Annotated in this window: 10 protein-coding genes; 9 read left to right on the top strand and 1 reads right to left on the bottom strand. The window is 33.2% G+C overall.

The window, feature by feature from the left end:
- The first annotated feature begins 22 nt into the window (after positions 1-22).
- From CLV96_RS19205 to CLV96_RS19225, 5 genes are read left to right on the top strand one after another with little or no spacing between them, the layout of a single operon-like run.
- The gene (locus tag CLV96_RS19205; RefSeq protein ID WP_004787773.1) at positions 23-1690 is read left to right on the top strand and encodes a tetratricopeptide repeat protein; all 1668 of its coding nucleotides are present in this window, start codon (positions 23-25) and stop codon (positions 1688-1690) included.
- A 15-nt stretch (positions 1691-1705) separates the two neighbouring features.
- Positions 1706-1942 (top strand): hypothetical protein, encoded by a 237-nt coding sequence (locus CLV96_RS19210; RefSeq protein WP_004787772.1) that lies wholly within the window; start codon positions 1706-1708, stop codon positions 1940-1942.
- 27 nt (positions 1943-1969) lie between these two features.
- Positions 1970-4879, top strand: a complete 2910-nt coding sequence (locus CLV96_RS19215) for an SNF2-related protein (RefSeq protein WP_208325428.1) — start codon at positions 1970-1972, stop codon at positions 4877-4879.
- Positions 4876-8082, top strand: coding sequence for a DNA methyltransferase (locus CLV96_RS19220; protein WP_004787756.1), 3207 nt, complete (start codon positions 4876-4878; stop codon positions 8080-8082). Before CLV96_RS19215 ends, CLV96_RS19220 begins: the two co-directional genes overlap by 4 nt.
- Positions 8083-8084: 2 nt before the next feature.
- Complete coding sequence (locus CLV96_RS19225; RefSeq protein WP_004787783.1) at positions 8085-11327, top strand: DEAD/DEAH box helicase family protein; 3243 nt, start codon at positions 8085-8087, stop codon at positions 11325-11327.
- Positions 11328-11511: 184 nt separating this feature from the next.
- Here CLV96_RS19225 and CLV96_RS19230 read toward each other — a convergent pair whose 3' ends face one another.
- A complete protein-coding gene (locus tag CLV96_RS19230) occupies positions 11512-12132 on the bottom strand; it encodes a hypothetical protein (RefSeq protein ID WP_134152096.1) in 621 nt (206 codons plus the stop codon).
- Between the two features lie 486 nt (positions 12133-12618).
- Between CLV96_RS19230 and CLV96_RS19235 the strand changes: the two genes are divergently transcribed.
- The 4 genes from CLV96_RS19235 to CLV96_RS19250 all read left to right on the top strand — a co-directional run bounded on the left by CLV96_RS19235 (position 12619) and on the right by CLV96_RS19250 (position 19018).
- Positions 12619-14376, top strand: a complete 1758-nt coding sequence (locus tag CLV96_RS19235) for an ATP-binding protein (protein WP_004787758.1) — start codon at positions 12619-12621, stop codon at positions 14374-14376.
- A 508-nt stretch (positions 14377-14884) separates the two neighbouring features.
- Positions 14885-16456 (top strand): VPA1262 family N-terminal domain-containing protein, encoded by a 1572-nt coding sequence (locus CLV96_RS19240; RefSeq protein ID WP_004787760.1) that lies wholly within the window; start codon positions 14885-14887, stop codon positions 16454-16456.
- Positions 16449-17042 carry a hypothetical protein gene (locus CLV96_RS19245; protein ID WP_004787751.1) on the top strand — a complete coding sequence of 198 codons (594 nt, stop codon included), beginning with the start codon at positions 16449-16451 and terminating at the stop codon, positions 17040-17042. The genes CLV96_RS19240 and CLV96_RS19245 overlap by 8 nt, the downstream gene beginning before the upstream one ends.
- The gene (locus CLV96_RS19250) at positions 17039-19018 is read left to right on the top strand and encodes a hypothetical protein (protein WP_208325429.1); all 1980 of its coding nucleotides are present in this window, start codon (positions 17039-17041) and stop codon (positions 19016-19018) included. Before CLV96_RS19245 ends, CLV96_RS19250 begins: the two co-directional genes overlap by 4 nt.
- The last annotated feature ends 73 nt before the right edge of the window (positions 19019-19091 follow it).

Here is a 19091-nt window from a genome sequence, read left to right on the forward strand (position 1 = left end):
CGAAAAAGGATATTTAAATCAGATGGAAATTTATCTTAAATTAGACACTTTTTTATATTCACTTTTTCCATTTATGAAGCCAGGAAATGAAGCATCCATCATTAGTGAGTTAGAGAGATTTTACACTCTTGGTGCATTCAAACCCAAAGTGACAATCCTAAATGATATAATAAAGGTCGAAGTCGATATTACCACCATTGCGAATCAAGATGCTGATTATAGAAAGAGTGTTGCTTTATGCAATAAAGGTAAATTTGCGGAAGCAAAACCTATCTTAAAATCATTAATTCAGAAAAATCCCACAAACTCAGAATATCATCGCATCCTAGGGCAAATTCTTTCAGAAGAGGGTGACCAAGATGAAGCGATAAATTCTCTTATCGATTCGTTACGCTGGGATACTAAGAATGCGTATGCCCTCATTATGATGGGGAATATTTATATCCGTTATAAAGATGATCCGAATATTGCTATGAAATATTTCAATCAAGCTCTGATTGTAAATCCAGGCGATTACCTTACCGCAAACAATATCTCTGCAACTTTGCTACAATTAAACCGATTTGATGAAGCTGAATTTTATTTAAAAAAAGCGTTAGAGTCAAATTCAGAATTCCCAAATACTCATTACGGGCTTGGAGTTGTAGCAGAAAAAAATGGAGATAGATACGGGGCTTTTGACTCATTTTACAATTCAGTAAAATTAAATCCCAAAAATGACGATCTTAAAAAGCAAAGTTTACATAAGCTCTTTGAGATAGCAGAAGCAATTGTAAACTCAGAAGATATAAATACTTTAATTCAGGACTATAAAAAAGAATTAGAATCAAAACAACCGCTTCCTATTCAGATCGAAGAATCGGCATCCATTCCTTATAATGCAAAAATAGAATATGGAGAATTGTATAATAGGGATTTCCATTTAATTAAATTCCAGCCAAACAAACATGCGGTGGCACATCTTGTAATGCATGAGTTGGTGCATTTAGAATTTGCAATCGAAGCACGCCTAAGTAAAAAGTATAAACTTATCACTTCTGATATTGAAAACCAGAATGCATTTAAAATCCAAATACATGGTTTTTTAACAGAATTAGAAAAGAAAAATAAGTCCATCGATACAAATGAATATCTGAGAAAACTTCATGATGGATTAGTTTCCCAGATATTCAATGCTCCAATTGATTTGTTTATTGAAAAATATTTGTTTGAGCGTTTTGAAAAACTCAGACCATTCCAGTTGATTTCGCTTTATTCCATGATGAAGGAATATATTGAAGCATCAACGAGCAAAAAAGTTCAAGAATTTGCTCCTCAATTTGTAATTTCGAAAAACCGAATTTTGAATTTAGTGTCAGCAATGCAGTTTAAGGAACTCTTTCATATTGATTATGTAAATGATTTCAATTCAAACGCAAGTGAACTGAAAACGACGAACGATTTTTACGAAGAATTTGCGAATATAAATAAGGAAAAGCCTGAGGGTATAGAATACGATTTAATTGAAAAATGGGCAAAACGCCTTCAGATCGATTATTTGTTTAACCTAGTAGATGAAGAATACCACATTGCTCCTATTTCTACAGAAAATAAGATATCTAATGAAGATGATGAAATGGCTCGGTTTCTGCGATCTCAGGAAATTATTGGAACCAACCATGCGGTGATCTTGCACATGATAGGTGCTTGAAAATATTTTGATAAATTGTCAAAAGAAGAAGTAAAAAACATTGCGATTGAAATCGCCACAATTGGAACTAATGGTATCAGCCCTGATAAAAGTGGATATATTGTTTCAAAAATTCCTGATAAAACTTTTTCAGGTTATGAATTACTGTCTTATTATTATGTGAGTTTTGCTATTGCTTTACCTGAATTGCTTCCCAAATTAGGACTTCCTTTTCGTGATGAATTTGAAATCGCAAAAAAGTTTACCATTTGAGTTCGATATAGTTAGCATTGAAGGATTTTGACTCAAATCTACGGCAATGAAAGAAGCCAATCGATGAAATTAACGAACTATCATTGTAAGTATATTGCATATGACCTAACAAAAAAATCAGTTCAAGATAATGAACGGTTATCTGTCGCCTTATTTAATGCCGCTGTTGATTTAAATCCTCACCAGATAGATGCGGCTCTATTTGCCCTTAAATCTCCTCTATCTATGGGAACAATTTTGGCTGATGAAGTAGGGCTAGGGAAGACTATAGAGGCTGGAATTGTTGTTTGTCAGTATTGGGCTGAACGAAGAAGAAAAATTCTTATCATTACACCTGCATCAATTCGTAAGCAATGGACTTTGGAATTAGAAGAGAAATTTAATCTTCCAGCAATCATTCTGGATTCCAAAACTTACCATGAATTGAAAAGGAATGGCAGACATCCATTTCAACAGAAGGCGATCATTATTGCTTCATATAATTTTGTAAATAAAATCAAGGAAGAGATTAAGACTCTAGATTGGGATTTGGTGGTAATTGATGAAGCCCATAAATTACGTAACGCATATCGCTCAAGTAATCGGATTGGACAAGGAATTAGATGGGCAACTGAATCGTGTCGAAAGTTATTGTTAACGGCAACGCCATTGCAAAATTCCTTATTAGAATTATATGGACTTACATCACTTATAGATGAGAATATCTTTGGGGATGTAAATAGCTTTCGATCTCAATATATGAATACTGGAGGAAGTATTTCAGAATTAAGGGAGCGATTGAGATTTTTTTGCAAACGAACCCTTCGTAATCAAGTAGTAGAATATATTTCATATACCAAGAGACGAGCAATAACTCGTCCATTTCATCCAACGGACGTGGAACACAAATTCTACGAAGCTATTTCTACTTTTTTACAAAGAGAAGAAAGTTACGCAATACCGCATAGGCAAAAGCATTTAACGCAAATCATACTCCGAAAGCTTCTTGCATCTTCCTCAAAAGCAATAGCCGCAACTTTAAGAACTATGATTGATCGACTCGAAAAGTTGAAAAAAGACGGATTGAACGCAGATACAGACCTTGTTCAAAGTATTCTTACTGATGAGGAAATCGAAGATGAACTATTAGATGAGATTTTGGAAGGTCAGGAAACTGTAGTTGATTATGAATCGGTAAATTTACATAAACTAAACGAAGAAATTGCGGAGCTAAAACAACTTGAGAATAGTGCCCATGCTATCGGAACCGACACTAAAACTCATAGTTTGTTGATCTCATTGGCAATTGGATTCAATGAAATGGAAACCAGTGGGGCGGCAAGAAAGGCTTTGATTTTCACCGAATCTAGACGGACTCAGGAATACCTTGCAGTATTCCTGGAAAGTAATGGATTTGAAGGGCAAATTGTTCTCTTTAATGGATCGAATAATAGTCCAGCGACGACAGAAATTTATAAGCGATGGCAAGAGAAGAATAGAAGTTCTGGGAGAGTTTCATATTCAAGAGACATCGATATTAGAACAGCGTTAGTTGAGCATTTTAGAGATAATTGTAGTATAATGATTGCTACAGAAGCAGGTTCAGAAGGAATTAATCTCCAATTTTGTTCCCTCGTTATTAATTATGATCTACCTTGGAATCCTCAGCGAGTAGAGCAACGTATAGGTCGATGCCATCGATATGGGCAAAAATTTGATGTAGTGGTAATAAATTTTCTAAATGAAAGGAATGATGCTGATCGTCGTGTTTTAGAGTTGCTTACTGAAAAATTTCAGCTATTTAGCGGAGTTTTCGGTGCCTCTGATGAGATTTTAGGTTCGATAGAATCGGGTGTTGATTTTGAAAAAAGGATACTTGCAATATACCAAGAATGTCGCACTCCCGAGGAAATCGAAACAGGGTTTAGGATACTTCAAGATGAAATGGATGAAGTAATCCGAGCAAGAATGGAAACCACCCGAAAGATGCTTTTTGAGAATTTTGATGAAGATGTCCATGATCGATTGCGAGTTAGGCTAAATACTGCGAGGGAACAATTAGATAGATTCTCCAAACGATTTTGGGATATCAGCAAGGCAATTTTATGGGAATTTGCTGAATTTAATGATGAGAACCTCTCATTTCATTTAAAGTATCCACCAAATGAAAACTATTCGGTGGGAATTTACCATATGATTAGTAAAGAACATAGAATTCAAAATTATTCAAATGATCTTCATGATTCCTATTTATATCGGCTTAATCATCCTTTGGGCGAATATGTTATTGAATCCTCAAAGTCTCTCGAAACTCCGTTGGCTGATTTAACCTTTTCAATAAGCGAGCATCCAGCGAATATTTATTCTGTTGAACAACTTATCGGGAAAAGTGGATATTTAACATTAAATCTACTTAAAATTGAGAGTTATGAACTAGAAGATTATCTTCTTTTCTCTGGCTTTGATGATATGGGAACTTCACTTGATCAAGAAACATGTGAAAAACTATTTTCTTGTTTAGCTACTACAAGGAAGATTGAATCAATTCCAAACGATATTCATGAAAGACTTGTAGCGGAAGGTAATCGTCATGTAGATGCAAGCATAAGTTTATCATTAGAAGCAAATAATAAATATTTTCATGAGGCTAGAGAAAAATTAGAAAAGTGGGCAGATGATATGGTTCTCTCTGCCGAGAAGGCTCTGAAAGAAACCAAAGAACAGATTAAGGCAAACCAGAGAGAAGCAAGACAATCTGTAACTTTGGAAGACCAGCACATGATTCAAGAGAAAATTAGAAATTTAGAAAAGTTACAACGAAAGCAGAGACAGGAAATCTTCGTTGTTGAAGATGAAATAATAAGCAAACGAGATGAATTGATTAGCAAGCTGGAAAAGAGGCTCGCTCAAAAGAAAGAAATTAAAAATTTATTTACCATAAGATGGAGAGTCGTGTGAGCCAAAAATACGAAAAATTAAAAAATCTATTAAAAGAATTATTTCAGTTAGATCAGCCAGACCTTGACTTTGGTTTGTATCGGATAATGCATGCTAGAAGCAAGGAGATAACCGAATTCCTTGATAAAGACTTACTGCCTCAAGTAAAAGCTTCGTTTGCTGAATATAAGCCAGCAGATAAGGCGACAATCCAAGCAGAATTAGATAAAATTACTGCATCGGTTAGTGATGCTGGTATGAATCCAGATGAATCTCCAAAAGTTCGTGAGTTGAGGGATAAGCTAAAAAGCGAAGGTGTAGATATTTCCACTTTAGAGAGTGAAGTTTACGACCACTTATTTCGTTTCTTTCGTCGTTATTATTCTGAAGGTGATTTTATCAGCAAACGTGTGTATAAGGAAGGAGCTTATTCCATTCCTTATGAAGGAGAGGAGGTAAAGCTCCATTGGGCAAACGTTGACCAATACTATATCAAGACCAGTGAGTATCTGAGAGATTATGCGTTTAGATTGAATTTAGATGATGATTCCAATCCAAGACGAGTTCATTTTCGACTGGTAGATGCCAGTGAGGGAGAACATGGAAATGTCAAAGAATCCGAGGATACAAAAAGAGCATTCATCCTCGCTAGTGGAAATTTTGTCTTTGAAGAAGATGGGGAGTTAGTAATTTCCTTTGAATTCCGAACGGCTTCCCTTTCCGATTGGACAGACGATCAAAAAGCAGGAAAAACAAAACCGCCTTTACAAAAAGAACTTATCACCATTGCAGAGAGAAGAATATTAGCTCATGCTGGAGCTTCCCTAGCTGCTTGGATAGCGGATTTAAGTTCCAGACATCTTAAAGCCAACGGTGAGCTAGCGGATTATTCGAAATTAGTTGCCCACTTAAATCGTTATACTGCTCGAAATACATTCGATTATTTTATACATAAAGATTTAGGAAAATTCTTAAATAGAGAATTAGATTTCTACATCAAAAATGAAGTAATGCATTTAGATGATGTGGAAAATGAATCAGCTCCTCGTGTAGAGCAATACTTATCTAAAATAAAAGTTATCCGAAAAATAGCAAAGAAGATTATAGATTTCCTATCCCAACTGGAAGATTTTCAAAAGAAACTTTGGCTCAAGAAAAAATTCGTCTTAGAGACTAATTATTGTGTTACTCTTGACCGTATCTCCGAATCTTTCTACGAAGAGATTGCGGCAAACAAAGAACAAGTTGAAGAGTGGGTCAAACTTTTTTCCATTGATGATCTTAACGAGACATCTGAGGCTCTAATTTCTCCACCTCAATATACTAATCCACTTAGCATAAATTTTCTGAAGGCAAATCGCAATTTGGTATTAGATACTAAGTTTTTCAGCGAAGAGTTTAAGCAAAAGATGATAACTTCAATGGAAAATTTAGACAATCAAATCGATGGGCTTCTGATTTATAGTGAAAATTTTCAAGCATTGAATTTGATACAGTCTAGGTATCTCCAACATGTAAAAATAGTTTATCTAGACCCTCCATTTAACTTAGGTGGTAATGCCGATTATCTTTATCGAGTTGATTATAAAGACTCCTCTTGGATGTCTCTGTTGCAGGATCGCCTTGAGGTAACTAAAAAAATGATCAGTATAGACGGAAGTATTATGATTCGTTGTAATCATGATGGAAATATGCTCTTGCGGATGTTTATGAATGAATTCTTTGGAAAAAATAATTATAGAAATGAAATTATAGTAAGAAGGGCTGAGGAATCAAAAGGTGATTTGAACAAACAATTTGCTGGCGTTAAGAGTATTACGGTTAATTACGACAATATTTACTGGTATTCTATGAGTTCGAGTACTCGATTCGGTAGATTTTTAAAACCAACGATTGGTAAACAATCCGAATCTCATTGGCATTCTTTTTGGAAAGCTGAGGATAGACCGAATATGCGATATGAAATTCTTGGGATAGATTTGAATAATCATTATGGTCAGTGGATGTGGGAAAGGGTAAGAGCTTACAGAGCCATTGAAAATTATAAAGTTTATAAAGAAGTTTCGGAAGCAAATCAAATGACTCTTGAGGAATATTGGGTGAATAACTCCAAGGCATATGAAGAGAAGAACAAAGTAAAATTAGAATTTGTTGAAAGATTTGGGAATGGGTACTCTTCTATAAAATATTGGATTCCTCCTAGAGATTACGTGATGGCTGATAACAATTGGTTGGATATTAAAGGTTACTCAAATAACTGGAATTTCCAAACAGAAAATTCTGAAGGTTTACTAAAAAGAATTATAGGTTCACTAGTAAGTCAGAAAGACATAGTAATGGATTTTTTTGCAGGCTCGGGAACTACAGCTGCTGTCGCTCATAAACTCAACAGAAAATGGATTAGTGTTGAAATGGGTGAACACTTTAATAGCATTTTGAAACGTAGATTAACCTTTGTTTTAAATGGTGAGCAATCAGGCATATCAAGTGAAGTATCATGGTCTGGTGGAGGATTTTTTAAGTATATCCGTTTAGAATCTTATGAGGATACGTTGAATAACTTGGATTTTCAAAGAAGTTCTGCACAGGAAAGCCTGCTAAATTTTCAAGGCAAAGGTATAGAAGAATTTCGAGAGGACTATATTCTCCGTTATATGCTGAATGTGGAAAGTAAAGGCAGTAAATCTCTTCTGAACGTTTCTGGTTTTACTGATCCGACAGCCTATGAACTCAAAGTGAAAATTCCTGGCAGTGATGAAAGTAGGAGAGTCCATGTTGATCTTATTGAAACATTTAATTTTCTCTTAGGATTGCAGATAAAGAACATTTCTGCTCCACAATTGGTCACAGCGGATTTTGAAAGAAATAGTGAAAAACGACTTCAGTTAAAAGATAGACTAAAGGTACTTTCTAGTGAATCCAAGAAAGTAGAATCATGGTGGTTTCGCACAGTCACAGGCACTACTCTAGATGGAAGGAATGTATTGGTTATTTGGAGAAAGCGTCCTGGTGGGGAGTTAAGTGAGGGAGTTGAGAAGGATAATTTGGTGTTAAACGAATGGTTTACTAAATTGGGTTATTCCAGTAGGGATAGTGAATTCGATCTCATTTATGTTAATGGCACCAATAATTTGGAAAATCTAAAGACTCCTGATGACCTCTGGAAGGTTCGATTGATTGAGGAAGATTTCCATCGACTAATGTTTGAAGATTCAGGAGATTAATCATGCCAGCTCCTAGAAAGAAGACTACTCCTGCTAAGACAATGAGAACTAGAAGAGCACCTTCACGAATTCCTTTCTCTTATAAGTTAGCATTGAATCGATTTATTCTCTCTCTATTTAGTGTAGATAAATTTGAAGATTTAGTTTTTCACTTGAGAGATGAAAGTTTGGAAGGTCTTGACGAAAATAATATTCATAAGTTTTGCCATGCTTTAATCACTCACTTTCCAGACCTAAATGAACTTACTCCAGAAGTATTATTAAGGTATGATCAGAATATTGTAAAACATACTTTACGCTTAAACGAAAGGCGAATAATTCATGGTGAGAGGGCTATACAATGGAAATACTTTCAATATATTTCTCTTCTTTTTACTGAGATTTATCTCGATAGATATTTCGCCGATGCATCTCTCCTTAGAGATGGTATATCTGAATTTATACACTTAATTAATGAAAATTTAGAAGAGTCTGATCATATTCAGGGATTTAATAATCGAGATGATGCGACTGAAGATTTGAATAAATTATCTTTTTGGATTGCAACGGGGGGTGGAAAAACTCTCCTTATGCATGCGAATATCTATCAGTATAAACATTATTTAGAATTATACAGAAAATCAAGAGAATTGAATCGAATCATTCTTCTTACTCCAAATGAAGGTTTATCTCAACAACACCTTAGGGAATTTAATCTATCTGGAATTGATGCTACTATTTTTGAGAAAGAGAGTGGTGAATTGTTTTCTGGTCATAGTGTCGAGATAATAGAAATTACTAAGCTCAAAGATGAAGCTGGAGATAAAACTGTTTCAGTTGATGCATTCGAAGATAATAATTTGATTCTCATCGATGAGGGGCATCGAGGCGTATCCACAGGTGAACAAGGTGCATGGATGAGATATAGGAATGCTCTCTGCGAGAAAGGCTTTTCCTTCGAATACTCTGCTACTTTTTCACAAGCGGTAAAAGGAAATCCGTTTCTTACAGGACTATACTCTCGTTGCATTTTAGTGGATTATTCATATCGATTTTTTTATAATGATGGATTCGGGAAGGATTATCAGATTTTGAATTTAGATGTTCAAACTCAAGACCATCATTTAGAAATCTATCTGACCGCCTGTTTGTTAGCTTTTTACCAACAACAAAAACTATTTTTGAGCAATGAAAATTTATTTAGAACTTTTTTAATAGAGAAACCATTGTGGGTTTTTGTAGGTAGCAAAGTCACTGCGACCCTTGCAAATACGGATGCTTCAGATATAATACAAATTCTAAAGTTTTTGGCTAATTTTATTGCCAATCGACAAGCAAGTATATTTCAAATTAACAATGTTTTGAATCAAGGATTAACGACCGCAAACGGAATTAATCTTTTTTCAAATCGTTTTCCTTTCCTTATTAATTCTAAGGTACAATCATCAGAAATTTTTGATGATATTCTTGATACATTATTCCATGCCCCTGGTGGTGGACAACTTTACGTTGAAAACTTAAAAGGTGCTCAAGGAGAAATTGCACTTCGGATTGGTGCAGACAACGAACCTTTTGGAGTAATCAATGTTGGAGATGATGCTAAACTTGTGAAACTCTGTTCGGAAAATGGGATTGAAACAGGTGATTTGGAATTTTCAGGCTCATTATTTCATGATATTAATAAATTAGATTCAAAAGTGAATTTACTTATAGGTTCCAAAAAATTTACCGAAGGTTGGAGTAGTTGGCGGGTTAGCACACTTGGTTTGATGAACATAGGAAGGTCTGAAGGATCACAAATTATTCAATTGTTTGGAAGGGGAGTGCGATTAAAAGGTTATAATTATATGCTCAAAAGAAGCTCTCGTTCTTCTTTGCTGAATGGAATTAATCGTCCACAACATATTCAATTACTTGAGACTTTGTCAATTTTTGGCATCAAAGCTGATTATATGGCACAGTTTAGAGAGTTTTTGGAGGAAGAGGGGCTACCAGCCGATGAAAATCAAGTAGACTTTTTATTGCCAGTTATTCGGAACCTTGGAATTCAGAAATTGAGAATGATTCGGCTAAAAAAAGAAATTAAGGGAATACAAACCGAATTTGGAGAGGCGTTCCGAAGACTCGCTCCTATTCCTACATTAAATTTACCGAGTGAATATTTAAAAAAGAATAAAGTAGTTATAAATTGGTATCCTAAGATAGAAGCGATTCGATCTAAGGGAATTAGAAAAGAAGATTCAAATATTATTACAAATATAGCCTGGTTTCAAGCTAAACATATCGCATTTTTGGATTTGGATAAATTATATTTCGAATTGGAACGGTTTAAAGCCGAACGTGGTTGGTATAATTATAATTTAACAAAAGATATAATTAGCAAACTACTTGTTGATCAAACTTGGTATGAAATATTAATTCCATCCAGTGAACTAGAAATTAGCAATTTTCAAAAAGTATTTCAATGGCAAGAAATTGCTTTAGCATTACTGAAAAAGTATCTAGAAAGATATTATAGCTTTTGCAAGAGGGATTGGGAGATGCCCTATCTGGAATATATAGACTTAGATTCCAATGATCCTAATCTACTTATCGATAAATCTGGTCAAGAAACTGGCTATTTGATACGAATTGAAAACTCACAAGAGGAAATAATTGTTAAGTTACAGGAACTAAAAGAAATTATTGAAAGTGGTTCCTTGCGAGAATGGGATTTTAGAGGCATGAAGGCAATTTGGTATGGAAAACATTTATACCAACCTCTACTTCATCTAGATAATGGAATCGTTGATGTCAGCCCAACAGCTTTAAACAAAGGAGAAAAAAATTTCATCGAAGACTTAAAAATTTTCCACGATAATCATCCTTCGTTCTTGAAAGACAAAGAGTTGTATCTCCTAAGAAATTTGAGTAAAGGAAAGGGTGTTGGTTTCTTCGAGGCAGGCAATTTCCATCCTGATTTTATTTTATGGCTTTTAGTAGATAGAAGGCAATATGTAACATTCCTTGATCCCAAAGGTATCAGGAATATAGGATTAAATGATCCTAAGATACAGTTTTTTCAAACAGTCAAAGAGATTGAAGATCGCCTTGGCAATGAAGATGTTTTCCTTAATTCATTTATTATTTCGGGAACACCATCCAATGAGATGGTTCGTCTTTGGGGAGTTCCAAAAGAAAAGATATTAAGTTGCAATGTAGTCTTTCAGGAAGAAGATAAGGATCATTATATTGGCTCCATTTTTGAGACGATACTTAAACGATAAATAATCGACTATTTAATTAGAAATGGAAGCTTATAAAAATATTTTAAAAACTCCGAAAGAAGAACTTCTGAAATTTTGAAGTAGCTTGAGAAAGCAGATTAGAAATTTAGTATTAGAATCAGAAACGAATTTAAATTCGAGTAAGCTTCTAAATGATTGCTCGAAATTTGAAAAACACATCACCTTAAATTTTTTTTGTTTGGATTTCTGAATAAAAAGTAGCTGCTGATTTTAATGAAGTTGATGGATGGTCCACTAAAAGTGGACCATCTAATTTACTAATATTAACATTCATTATTCCGTCTGGAACTTTAACTCCGCTATAGTATTTTTTCCAAAGAGTGAGGGCTTCTTTTTCACATGAAATTTTTAGTTTAGTACAAAGCTCCTTAATTGTATCGAGAAAAACTGCATTAGGTTTGAATATACTTATACCAAATGTAGAAACTCCATTTGTCGTAAAAGTTGTAACTTCATTCATTGAAATAAATTCACTCTTTGTAAGTGGGATTTCAAAATCAATATCAGAATGAGCACTAAATTTATCCCTGAGTGCAATCAGACGTTTATGAAATTCAAGATATCCTTCGGGGATGTTTTTTTCCTCAAGCCGTATCTCCTTTTTTTGTTTAAACGGTTTTGCATAAATAGTATAAAGGCTTATTAGTAAAGGGTCATAGATTTTGTTCTTCACATTGTAAGGATTTTGCTGAAAATATTCACATAAATCTAGTGCCATATCAAAATGTATCGTGCCTGATTTGTATTTGAAGAATGCAAGACGATCCTCGTATTTTGCGATCATAAACATTAAAGTATATTTTGTGAAAAATTTCTCAATCTTTAAAGTTGTGTTTATCTTGCGGGAAATTGAAAAAACGCAGCAAACATAGCTAAAGCAAATATGGAAATTCCCATCAGTTCGGTAGCTTTGCATCTTCGATCATTCAAATTCTATATTTTATACTTGTTAAGGCTTGAAATATCAGAGGCTCTTGTATAGAATTGACAGATAAATGTGTAACCTATGTGACTTGTTCAAAGTGTTACCGATGTGCCTTTCTATACAATTCGCATAATGTGTGTTATGAGACATAATAACTATTATCGAACGCTACATATTGCTTCATAATTCATGATATCTGAAGTAAAGCTACTTTCTATAATATATCTATTACAAATAATTTATAAAATAGCTTCTTTTTCTATAAAAAATGCGGATAAAGTTTTTTGTATAAATAACAACTTGTCAAATGACATGACGACCTAACAACATTGAATTATTTAACCTATGTATAAAGCAGCAAAGTTTAAAGTTGACCCAGCACTGACTAAGATATTAGGAGAGAGTTACACTTCTGTTGAGGCAGCGATAAAAGAATTGGTTGACAATTGCTATGATGCAGATTCTACAATTGTTTCAGTTGAATTTCCTAATCCATTTGACCATTCTAAAATTATCATAACCGACAATGGGGATGGTATGACCCCTGATGAAGTTCGAGATCAATATTTAAAAATTGCTAGTAGTAGAACTTCACGTAAGGGTGATACCACATATGGTAAAAAACGCAAAGTAAAAGGAAGAAAAGGTATAGGAAAATTTGCAGGATTAATGATTGCGAGTTTTATGGAAGTTAAAACAAAATCGAAAGGTCAAGAGACGACAATAGTAATTTCAAAGGAAGCCATACTTGGTAAGGACAAAGACCTTGATTCAATTGAACTGCCAATAAATTCTATTTCTTGCGACAAGAACAGTCATGGTACAACAATCACCTTGACAGGGCTAAATCAAAATTTTACTTTCCCTAATCCCGAAAAACTTAAACAAATTTTATCTAGAGAATATTTACGAGAAAACGATTTTTCTGTGACTGTCAATAATGAAGAAGTAAGTGTTAAGGATATTCCAGGGCAAAAATTTGAGAAGGAAATAACACTTTCTAATGGTCAGACAGTGACAGCAATTGCGACTATAACAGACAAAGCTCATAAGTATCACGGAGTAAATTATAGAGTTGATGGAAAGATCATTGGCAAGCCTAATAACCTTTTATCGGAGAATGAACTTATCCCACAAAAAGTACAAAAAAGATTACACGTCGAAGTAAAGGCAGATTGTTTATTAAGCGACACAACAGCAGATTGGGGAGAAATAAATGAAAGCAGTAAACTGAAACAAGAAATTGAAGAGGCATTGCAAAGTTGGATGGTTGACAGTTTACAGGAAGGTTGCAAACAAGAAATGATCCTTGCAAAAGCAAGACATCAAAAAAAGATTAACGCTTACTTATCAAAACTCCCTGAATTTAGACAGCAGTTTGCAAAAGCAGCACTTGAAAAAGTTATTGAAAGATTTTGGACAGAGGACGACACTAAAATCGATACTATAATTTCAGTAATGATTGATGCATTTGAAAAAGGACATTATTGGGCAGTATTAGAAAATATAGACGAAGCAAACGACCATCATATTGAAAAGCTAGCAGACGCTTTTAACGAATTTGGTCTTTACGAAATTACAATGATGACTCATCAGGCATCTGCAAAAGCCAAGTTCTTGGACAAACTTCAAGCTCTCATTGACAACTCAGACACATTAGAAGCAACAGTTCATCAAGCTCTAGCAAACAACCTTTGGGTCTTTGGTTACGAGTATTCACATTACATTTCTAACCAATCATTGAAAAAAGCTTGCGAGCAACTTTGCGACAAAATTTATAGAGGCGAAAACGCAAACAAACGACCTGACCTCTTTTTAGGAATGGCATTTAATCGTGAACGACTTTTAATTGAGTTCAAAAGACCATCACATACTTTGACACGGAATGACGAAGCCCAAGCACAACGTTACAGAGACGAACTTTCAACAATGTTTCCTAATGACAGAATTATCGTAAAACTAATTGGAGGTGACTCAGGAGCAAAAATAAAACAACTTAATAACGCCACCGATTTGACATATCACTCTTACACAGAAATTATTTCTAACGCAAGAGCAAATTATGAATGGCTTATTAATGAACTGACACAATCAAATGGTTAATTTGATACATACGACAAATACGAGCAATTCACATAACACGAGATAATCGAAATCGATAAATTCTGATCAATAGCTGCACTCTTTTTTAAATGTAAAAAATCTTTTCCTTAAACACTCAAAAACAGTCTTTTGTCCGAATTTACTTAAATATTTTGTCAGCAATAGTTATCATTTTTATCTTCCAACTGTCAAGAAGATTAAACATAATCTATGATAAAGTAGTTCTAAATTTTCAGAAAAAATAATGACAGAAAAACATTTTTTTGGATAAAAATAGATGTTTTTGATTTTTTACTTATTAATTCTTAGAAAAGTGCTATAGAAATTCAAAGAAGCAATTTGTAACTTTTTTGGGGATTTAACTAAAGAAATGTCTTTAATAGGCAAATGAGATTTTTATCCAAATGAAATACATAACAAAAACTAAAAATTTAATTTTCTAGATTATTATTCAATTCATCTGTTATTATAGGTAGAAATTATTACGAATCATGTTTAGCGGAAGTAAATGATAGAAAAACTAAAACAACGATATAGTAAAGCCGTTCGGACAATCCTTTTAGCGCAGGATAAACTGACAAAAAAATGGTATCATTTATTTTCTGTCATTGAATTGCAAACTGAAGATGAATACCCCTATTCCATTCCAAACGAAAAATGGGAAAAAGGATGTGTAAGAACTAAGCAATCAAAATTGGAAGAGTATACATTTTATCTATCAATTGACGAAATAGCTTCTGTTGACGATGCTATAAAAGCATTTAATAATCCTTTGGATAACTACGAAATTGACGGAGAAAAAATATTATTTGTTAACTCATTTTTTGTGAAAGAACCTTCAGGTAATTATCCTTTAGTTTTTGCCTCAAATTTCTTTGCCGACAAAGGCATTTCCTCAATCCTTCCGAAAAGAAAATCTGGTCTATTAGTATGGTGTCAAATTGACAATGAAAGGAAGACAGATTTTAAATTTCTTGCAGAAAAGACTGTAACAAAAGAAATGTACGCAATACAAAAACTAACTTTAGAGTGGTTAGGTTTCGATATTTTACAAAGAAGAGAGCACATTGGGAACGTATATTTATCCGCACCAAATCCATATTTTAGAGAAATAAAAGTATCTCTTTCGAGTGACCCATTGGGTGTGTTTTACAAAATACTTACACGAAAAAGTAATTTTGAACCTCTAATATTTAGAATTATTGATCAACACGGAGATGCAATCGCACTAGACAAATCCTTTGAAATTACAAATCTAACAGACCTTATCGAACTTCCTCACGAACCACATTTATTTGAGCTTCGAATATATAATAAAGATCATGACTTAATTGCTATTCACGAACCTTCAACATTCATGAGGAGTATTCAGCTTGATATGTCTATGAAACAAGCAGACTTTCATGTAAAAGTAAATTCTGAAAAAGGTACTAAGGAATTTATTATAGAGAAATACGTTAAAGAGAAAACTAATGTCATTGGAAAACCTAGAGATTTTATTCCTGAAATCTTTTTTAAAAACGCCGATACAGAAAGGCAACATAGAGAACTTGCAGACCGCAAAGAATTCATTTTTTACCCAGGAGCAAAAGAAGAAACGGAAAGACTCAAACTAAAAGAAAGTGCAAAGGCAAATATAAGAGAAATTATCAATAACGCCAGTGATACCTGTTACTTATGCGATCCCTATTTCAGTAGTATGGACATTGTTGAATTTGCATTTCATATAAAAGATTCTGGAATTAAAATAAATATTCTTAACAGCAAAGAATCTGTTACTAAGGAAGAGGCTAAAAAAATAACAACCGTAATAAATGAATATAACAGCAAACCTTTTGGAAATATCGAAGTTCGCATTCTTAGGGGCAACAGCATTCTTCACGACAGATTTATTGTTACTGATAAAAATATTTGGTTCATCGGAAGTTCCTTCAGTGAAATTGGAAATAGAGCAACGTGCATTGCAAAAATTCCTGAATCATCAGGAAAACTTATAATTAAAGAAATTGAAAAATGGTATAGTTCGGACTTGTTTTCCCAAAACATTTCTGACTTCGCAAACGAGGAAGAAAATGGCTAATTTGTTTTTGAAAAATTCTTTAAATGATTCTCTTAGAATGCATGAATGCGGGCAAGATGAATATTGGTATTATTATAATGGCACTCATCCTAGAAATAATCCCATGTTGTATCAAGAGTTGATTAATAATGCTACGAAAGAAATAATCATTTGGGACCCTTACTTTAATGTTAAGTATCCTGATTCCGACCAAGATATATTTGCAAATATTAAAAAGGACATTACCATTAAGATTCTAACTTTAAGAGGATTGGACCGACCCCAAACTTATCTTACATCAGTTCATAATGCTATAAAATCTATAATAGAACCATCAAAAGATTGTAGGTTTGGATTGCGAGTCATAAATAGAGGTGATAATATGAATCAAGGAGAACGATTTTTTCATGATAGGTTTTTAATTATAGATAATTCTCAAGTGTTTTTAATTGGAAGTTCCTTGGGTTGGCATTTAAAATCTCGTGAATCCACAGGAATTTTCAAAGTCTCCAATTTAAATACTATAACTTTTATTAAATCAATATTTAAAGAGTATTGGGATAGGTCTTCTAAACATCAAATTCGATTAGCTTATTTGCATTCATGATGAATAAAGATAATTTTTACAAATATGACCTGTATACTCTTGAACGAATATATCCTGAACGCTTATTCGTGCAAGAATTGGAAACATTCTCATCGCTTAATGAATCAATAATTCCTTTCATTCAACAAGTTTCTGATTTACTTCACACTTCTATAAAAGAAAATGAAAATGTAGATATTAAAAAGATTAATCTACCTAACATAAATGAAGAATTAGATGAATTTTTAGCAGATAATCCACTTTATACCTCGTATTCAAAAAATAATATTTCTGATTTTGTATTTAAAAAATTTGTAAGTAGAATTTTCATGAAGGATGGTCAAAACAATCAAACGCATGTAATTCTAGATTATATTCATTCCTGGTTGGAGAGAAAATTGGCTCTGAGTATTGTCAAAGATTCACGCTTTAACTCCTTAGAGGTATTAAAATTATTAATAGATAAAACTGAGATGCTCCGCAGTTTTCATATTGATTTACTTGAGAATATTCCAAAAGAATGGGTTATAAAAAATAAAGAAGACTGGACAAGTGTTAAAGTTAGCCCCGATAAATTGCTTGATCCTATTCGAACATATGATCGAGAATTTATTAACCAATATGAGATAACTCTATTAGAACTTCCTATGGAAAACATTTGGAAGTATGTGCAAGAAGCGACAAAGAATTCGGATAATATTATGTTAAATCATGAGTTTAACTTTTTATCTTCCGTTCTAATAAGAACGGATATTTTTCTTTGGATTGAATTTTGGGACAATTTAAATCTTCCAATAATTCAAGATTGTGTTTTTTTCTCTTTGTTCGATTTTCCCCCAGATGTATATTTACAATTGGTTTCCACTTTGACTGATAAAGAAGTATTTATTAAATCAAATTTGAAAGTACTTTTGCTCATTCTTGCACACAATTATTTTGAAGCCTCAAATAAATTGACTCAAAGATTTTCAATCTACGAGGACTTTGAAAGAAAAAATGAAAGAAATGCGTACATTTTTGAAAAGGGAATTGAAAAACAAAAAGAATGGCTTGAAGAAAGGAAAATTAACTACGAGATATTAATTCAAAAGCTAAATGTAAAACTATCTAACTCTGAGGTAGAAGAATGGATTTTTAGTTACAAACCTAGAACAAATAATCGTCGATTCAAACTAGACACCATTTATAATTCGGAAATTGAATTGCTGACGGAAACTTACAAAAAGAAATCTACTAATCGCTTGAGTTTTGATTTAGAGTCATTCAATTTGCAGAAATTCAATTTCTATGTCAAAGTTATCAAAGAAAACGAAAACAAAGAAGTCAGTTCAGCTTTACTTGAGGCAATGACAATTTTTGTTTCCTCAGAGAGATTCTTTTGGGACAGGACTTTTTCCGAGCCATATTGGTCTGCTTTAAAAGACTTAGGTTTTGTAATAAGCCAACAAGAAAATCCGATACAAATAGCAAAGGAATTAATCATTAAATTTAAATCAATTCATCAAGGATGGAATCCTTTCAAAATCGACTATTCGCCAATAATGAAGGAATCTTTCATATGTTCTGGTGTTGCTTTGTTATTTGAAAATGAATCTGCATTCAGAGATAAAAATGAGAAAGCCTTTTTTTTTAAAGAATTATTAAATCATATTTTAATGCAGGACAGATTCTCACAAATTGATAGTTCTGAATACTACCAAGTTCCCTTGAGGTTATTATTTTTAGTAGCCAATCAGCTCTTTCCAGATGTTAAAGAATTTTGTGAAATTACATTAATCGATGATTACGACCATTTTTATTCTCTTTTAGCTATTTTAACCATCGATAAAATTCCGCTTTTGGAGATATCAAAAGATCGATTTAAGGCAAGAATTGAATCAGATTTCTTATTGCTGAAACGTCAGTTGAAAAATCGTAACCAAATGGACAAGATTCAGGAATTAGAAAAGATGATAGAATCATTGGAAATTGATAGATCGGATGGGAAAGCTAATTAGTGAATTATAGAAACCAGAAAAAATTGAAGTTAGCGATAAAAAATTAGTTAAATTTTCCACTTGCTATTTTTTT

It is taken from the genome of Leptospira meyeri, assembly GCF_004368965.1.
Taxonomy (GTDB): domain Bacteria; phylum Spirochaetota; class Leptospiria; order Leptospirales; family Leptospiraceae; genus Leptospira_A; species Leptospira_A meyeri.

Bases quoted from the DNA above. Each gene is read 5' to 3' on its own strand.
- CLV96_RS19205 (WP_004787773.1), top strand. From the start codon at position 23: ATGGAAATTTATCTTAAATTAGACACTTTTTTATATTCACTTTTTCCA.
- CLV96_RS19225 (WP_004787783.1), top strand. From the start codon at position 8,085: ATGCCAGCTCCTAGAAAGAAGACTACTCCTGCTAAGACAATGAGAACT.
- CLV96_RS19230 (WP_134152096.1), bottom strand. From the start codon at position 12,132: ATGATCGCAAAATACGAGGATCGTCTTGCATTCTTCAAATACAAATCA.
- CLV96_RS19235 (WP_004787758.1), top strand. From the start codon at position 12,619: ATGTATAAAGCAGCAAAGTTTAAAGTTGACCCAGCACTGACTAAGATA.
- CLV96_RS19240 (WP_004787760.1), top strand. From the start codon at position 14,885: ATGATAGAAAAACTAAAACAACGATATAGTAAAGCCGTTCGGACAATC.
- CLV96_RS19245 (WP_004787751.1), top strand. From the start codon at position 16,449: ATGGCTAATTTGTTTTTGAAAAATTCTTTAAATGATTCTCTTAGAATG.
- CLV96_RS19250 (WP_208325429.1), top strand. From the start codon at position 17,039: ATGATGAATAAAGATAATTTTTACAAATATGACCTGTATACTCTTGAA.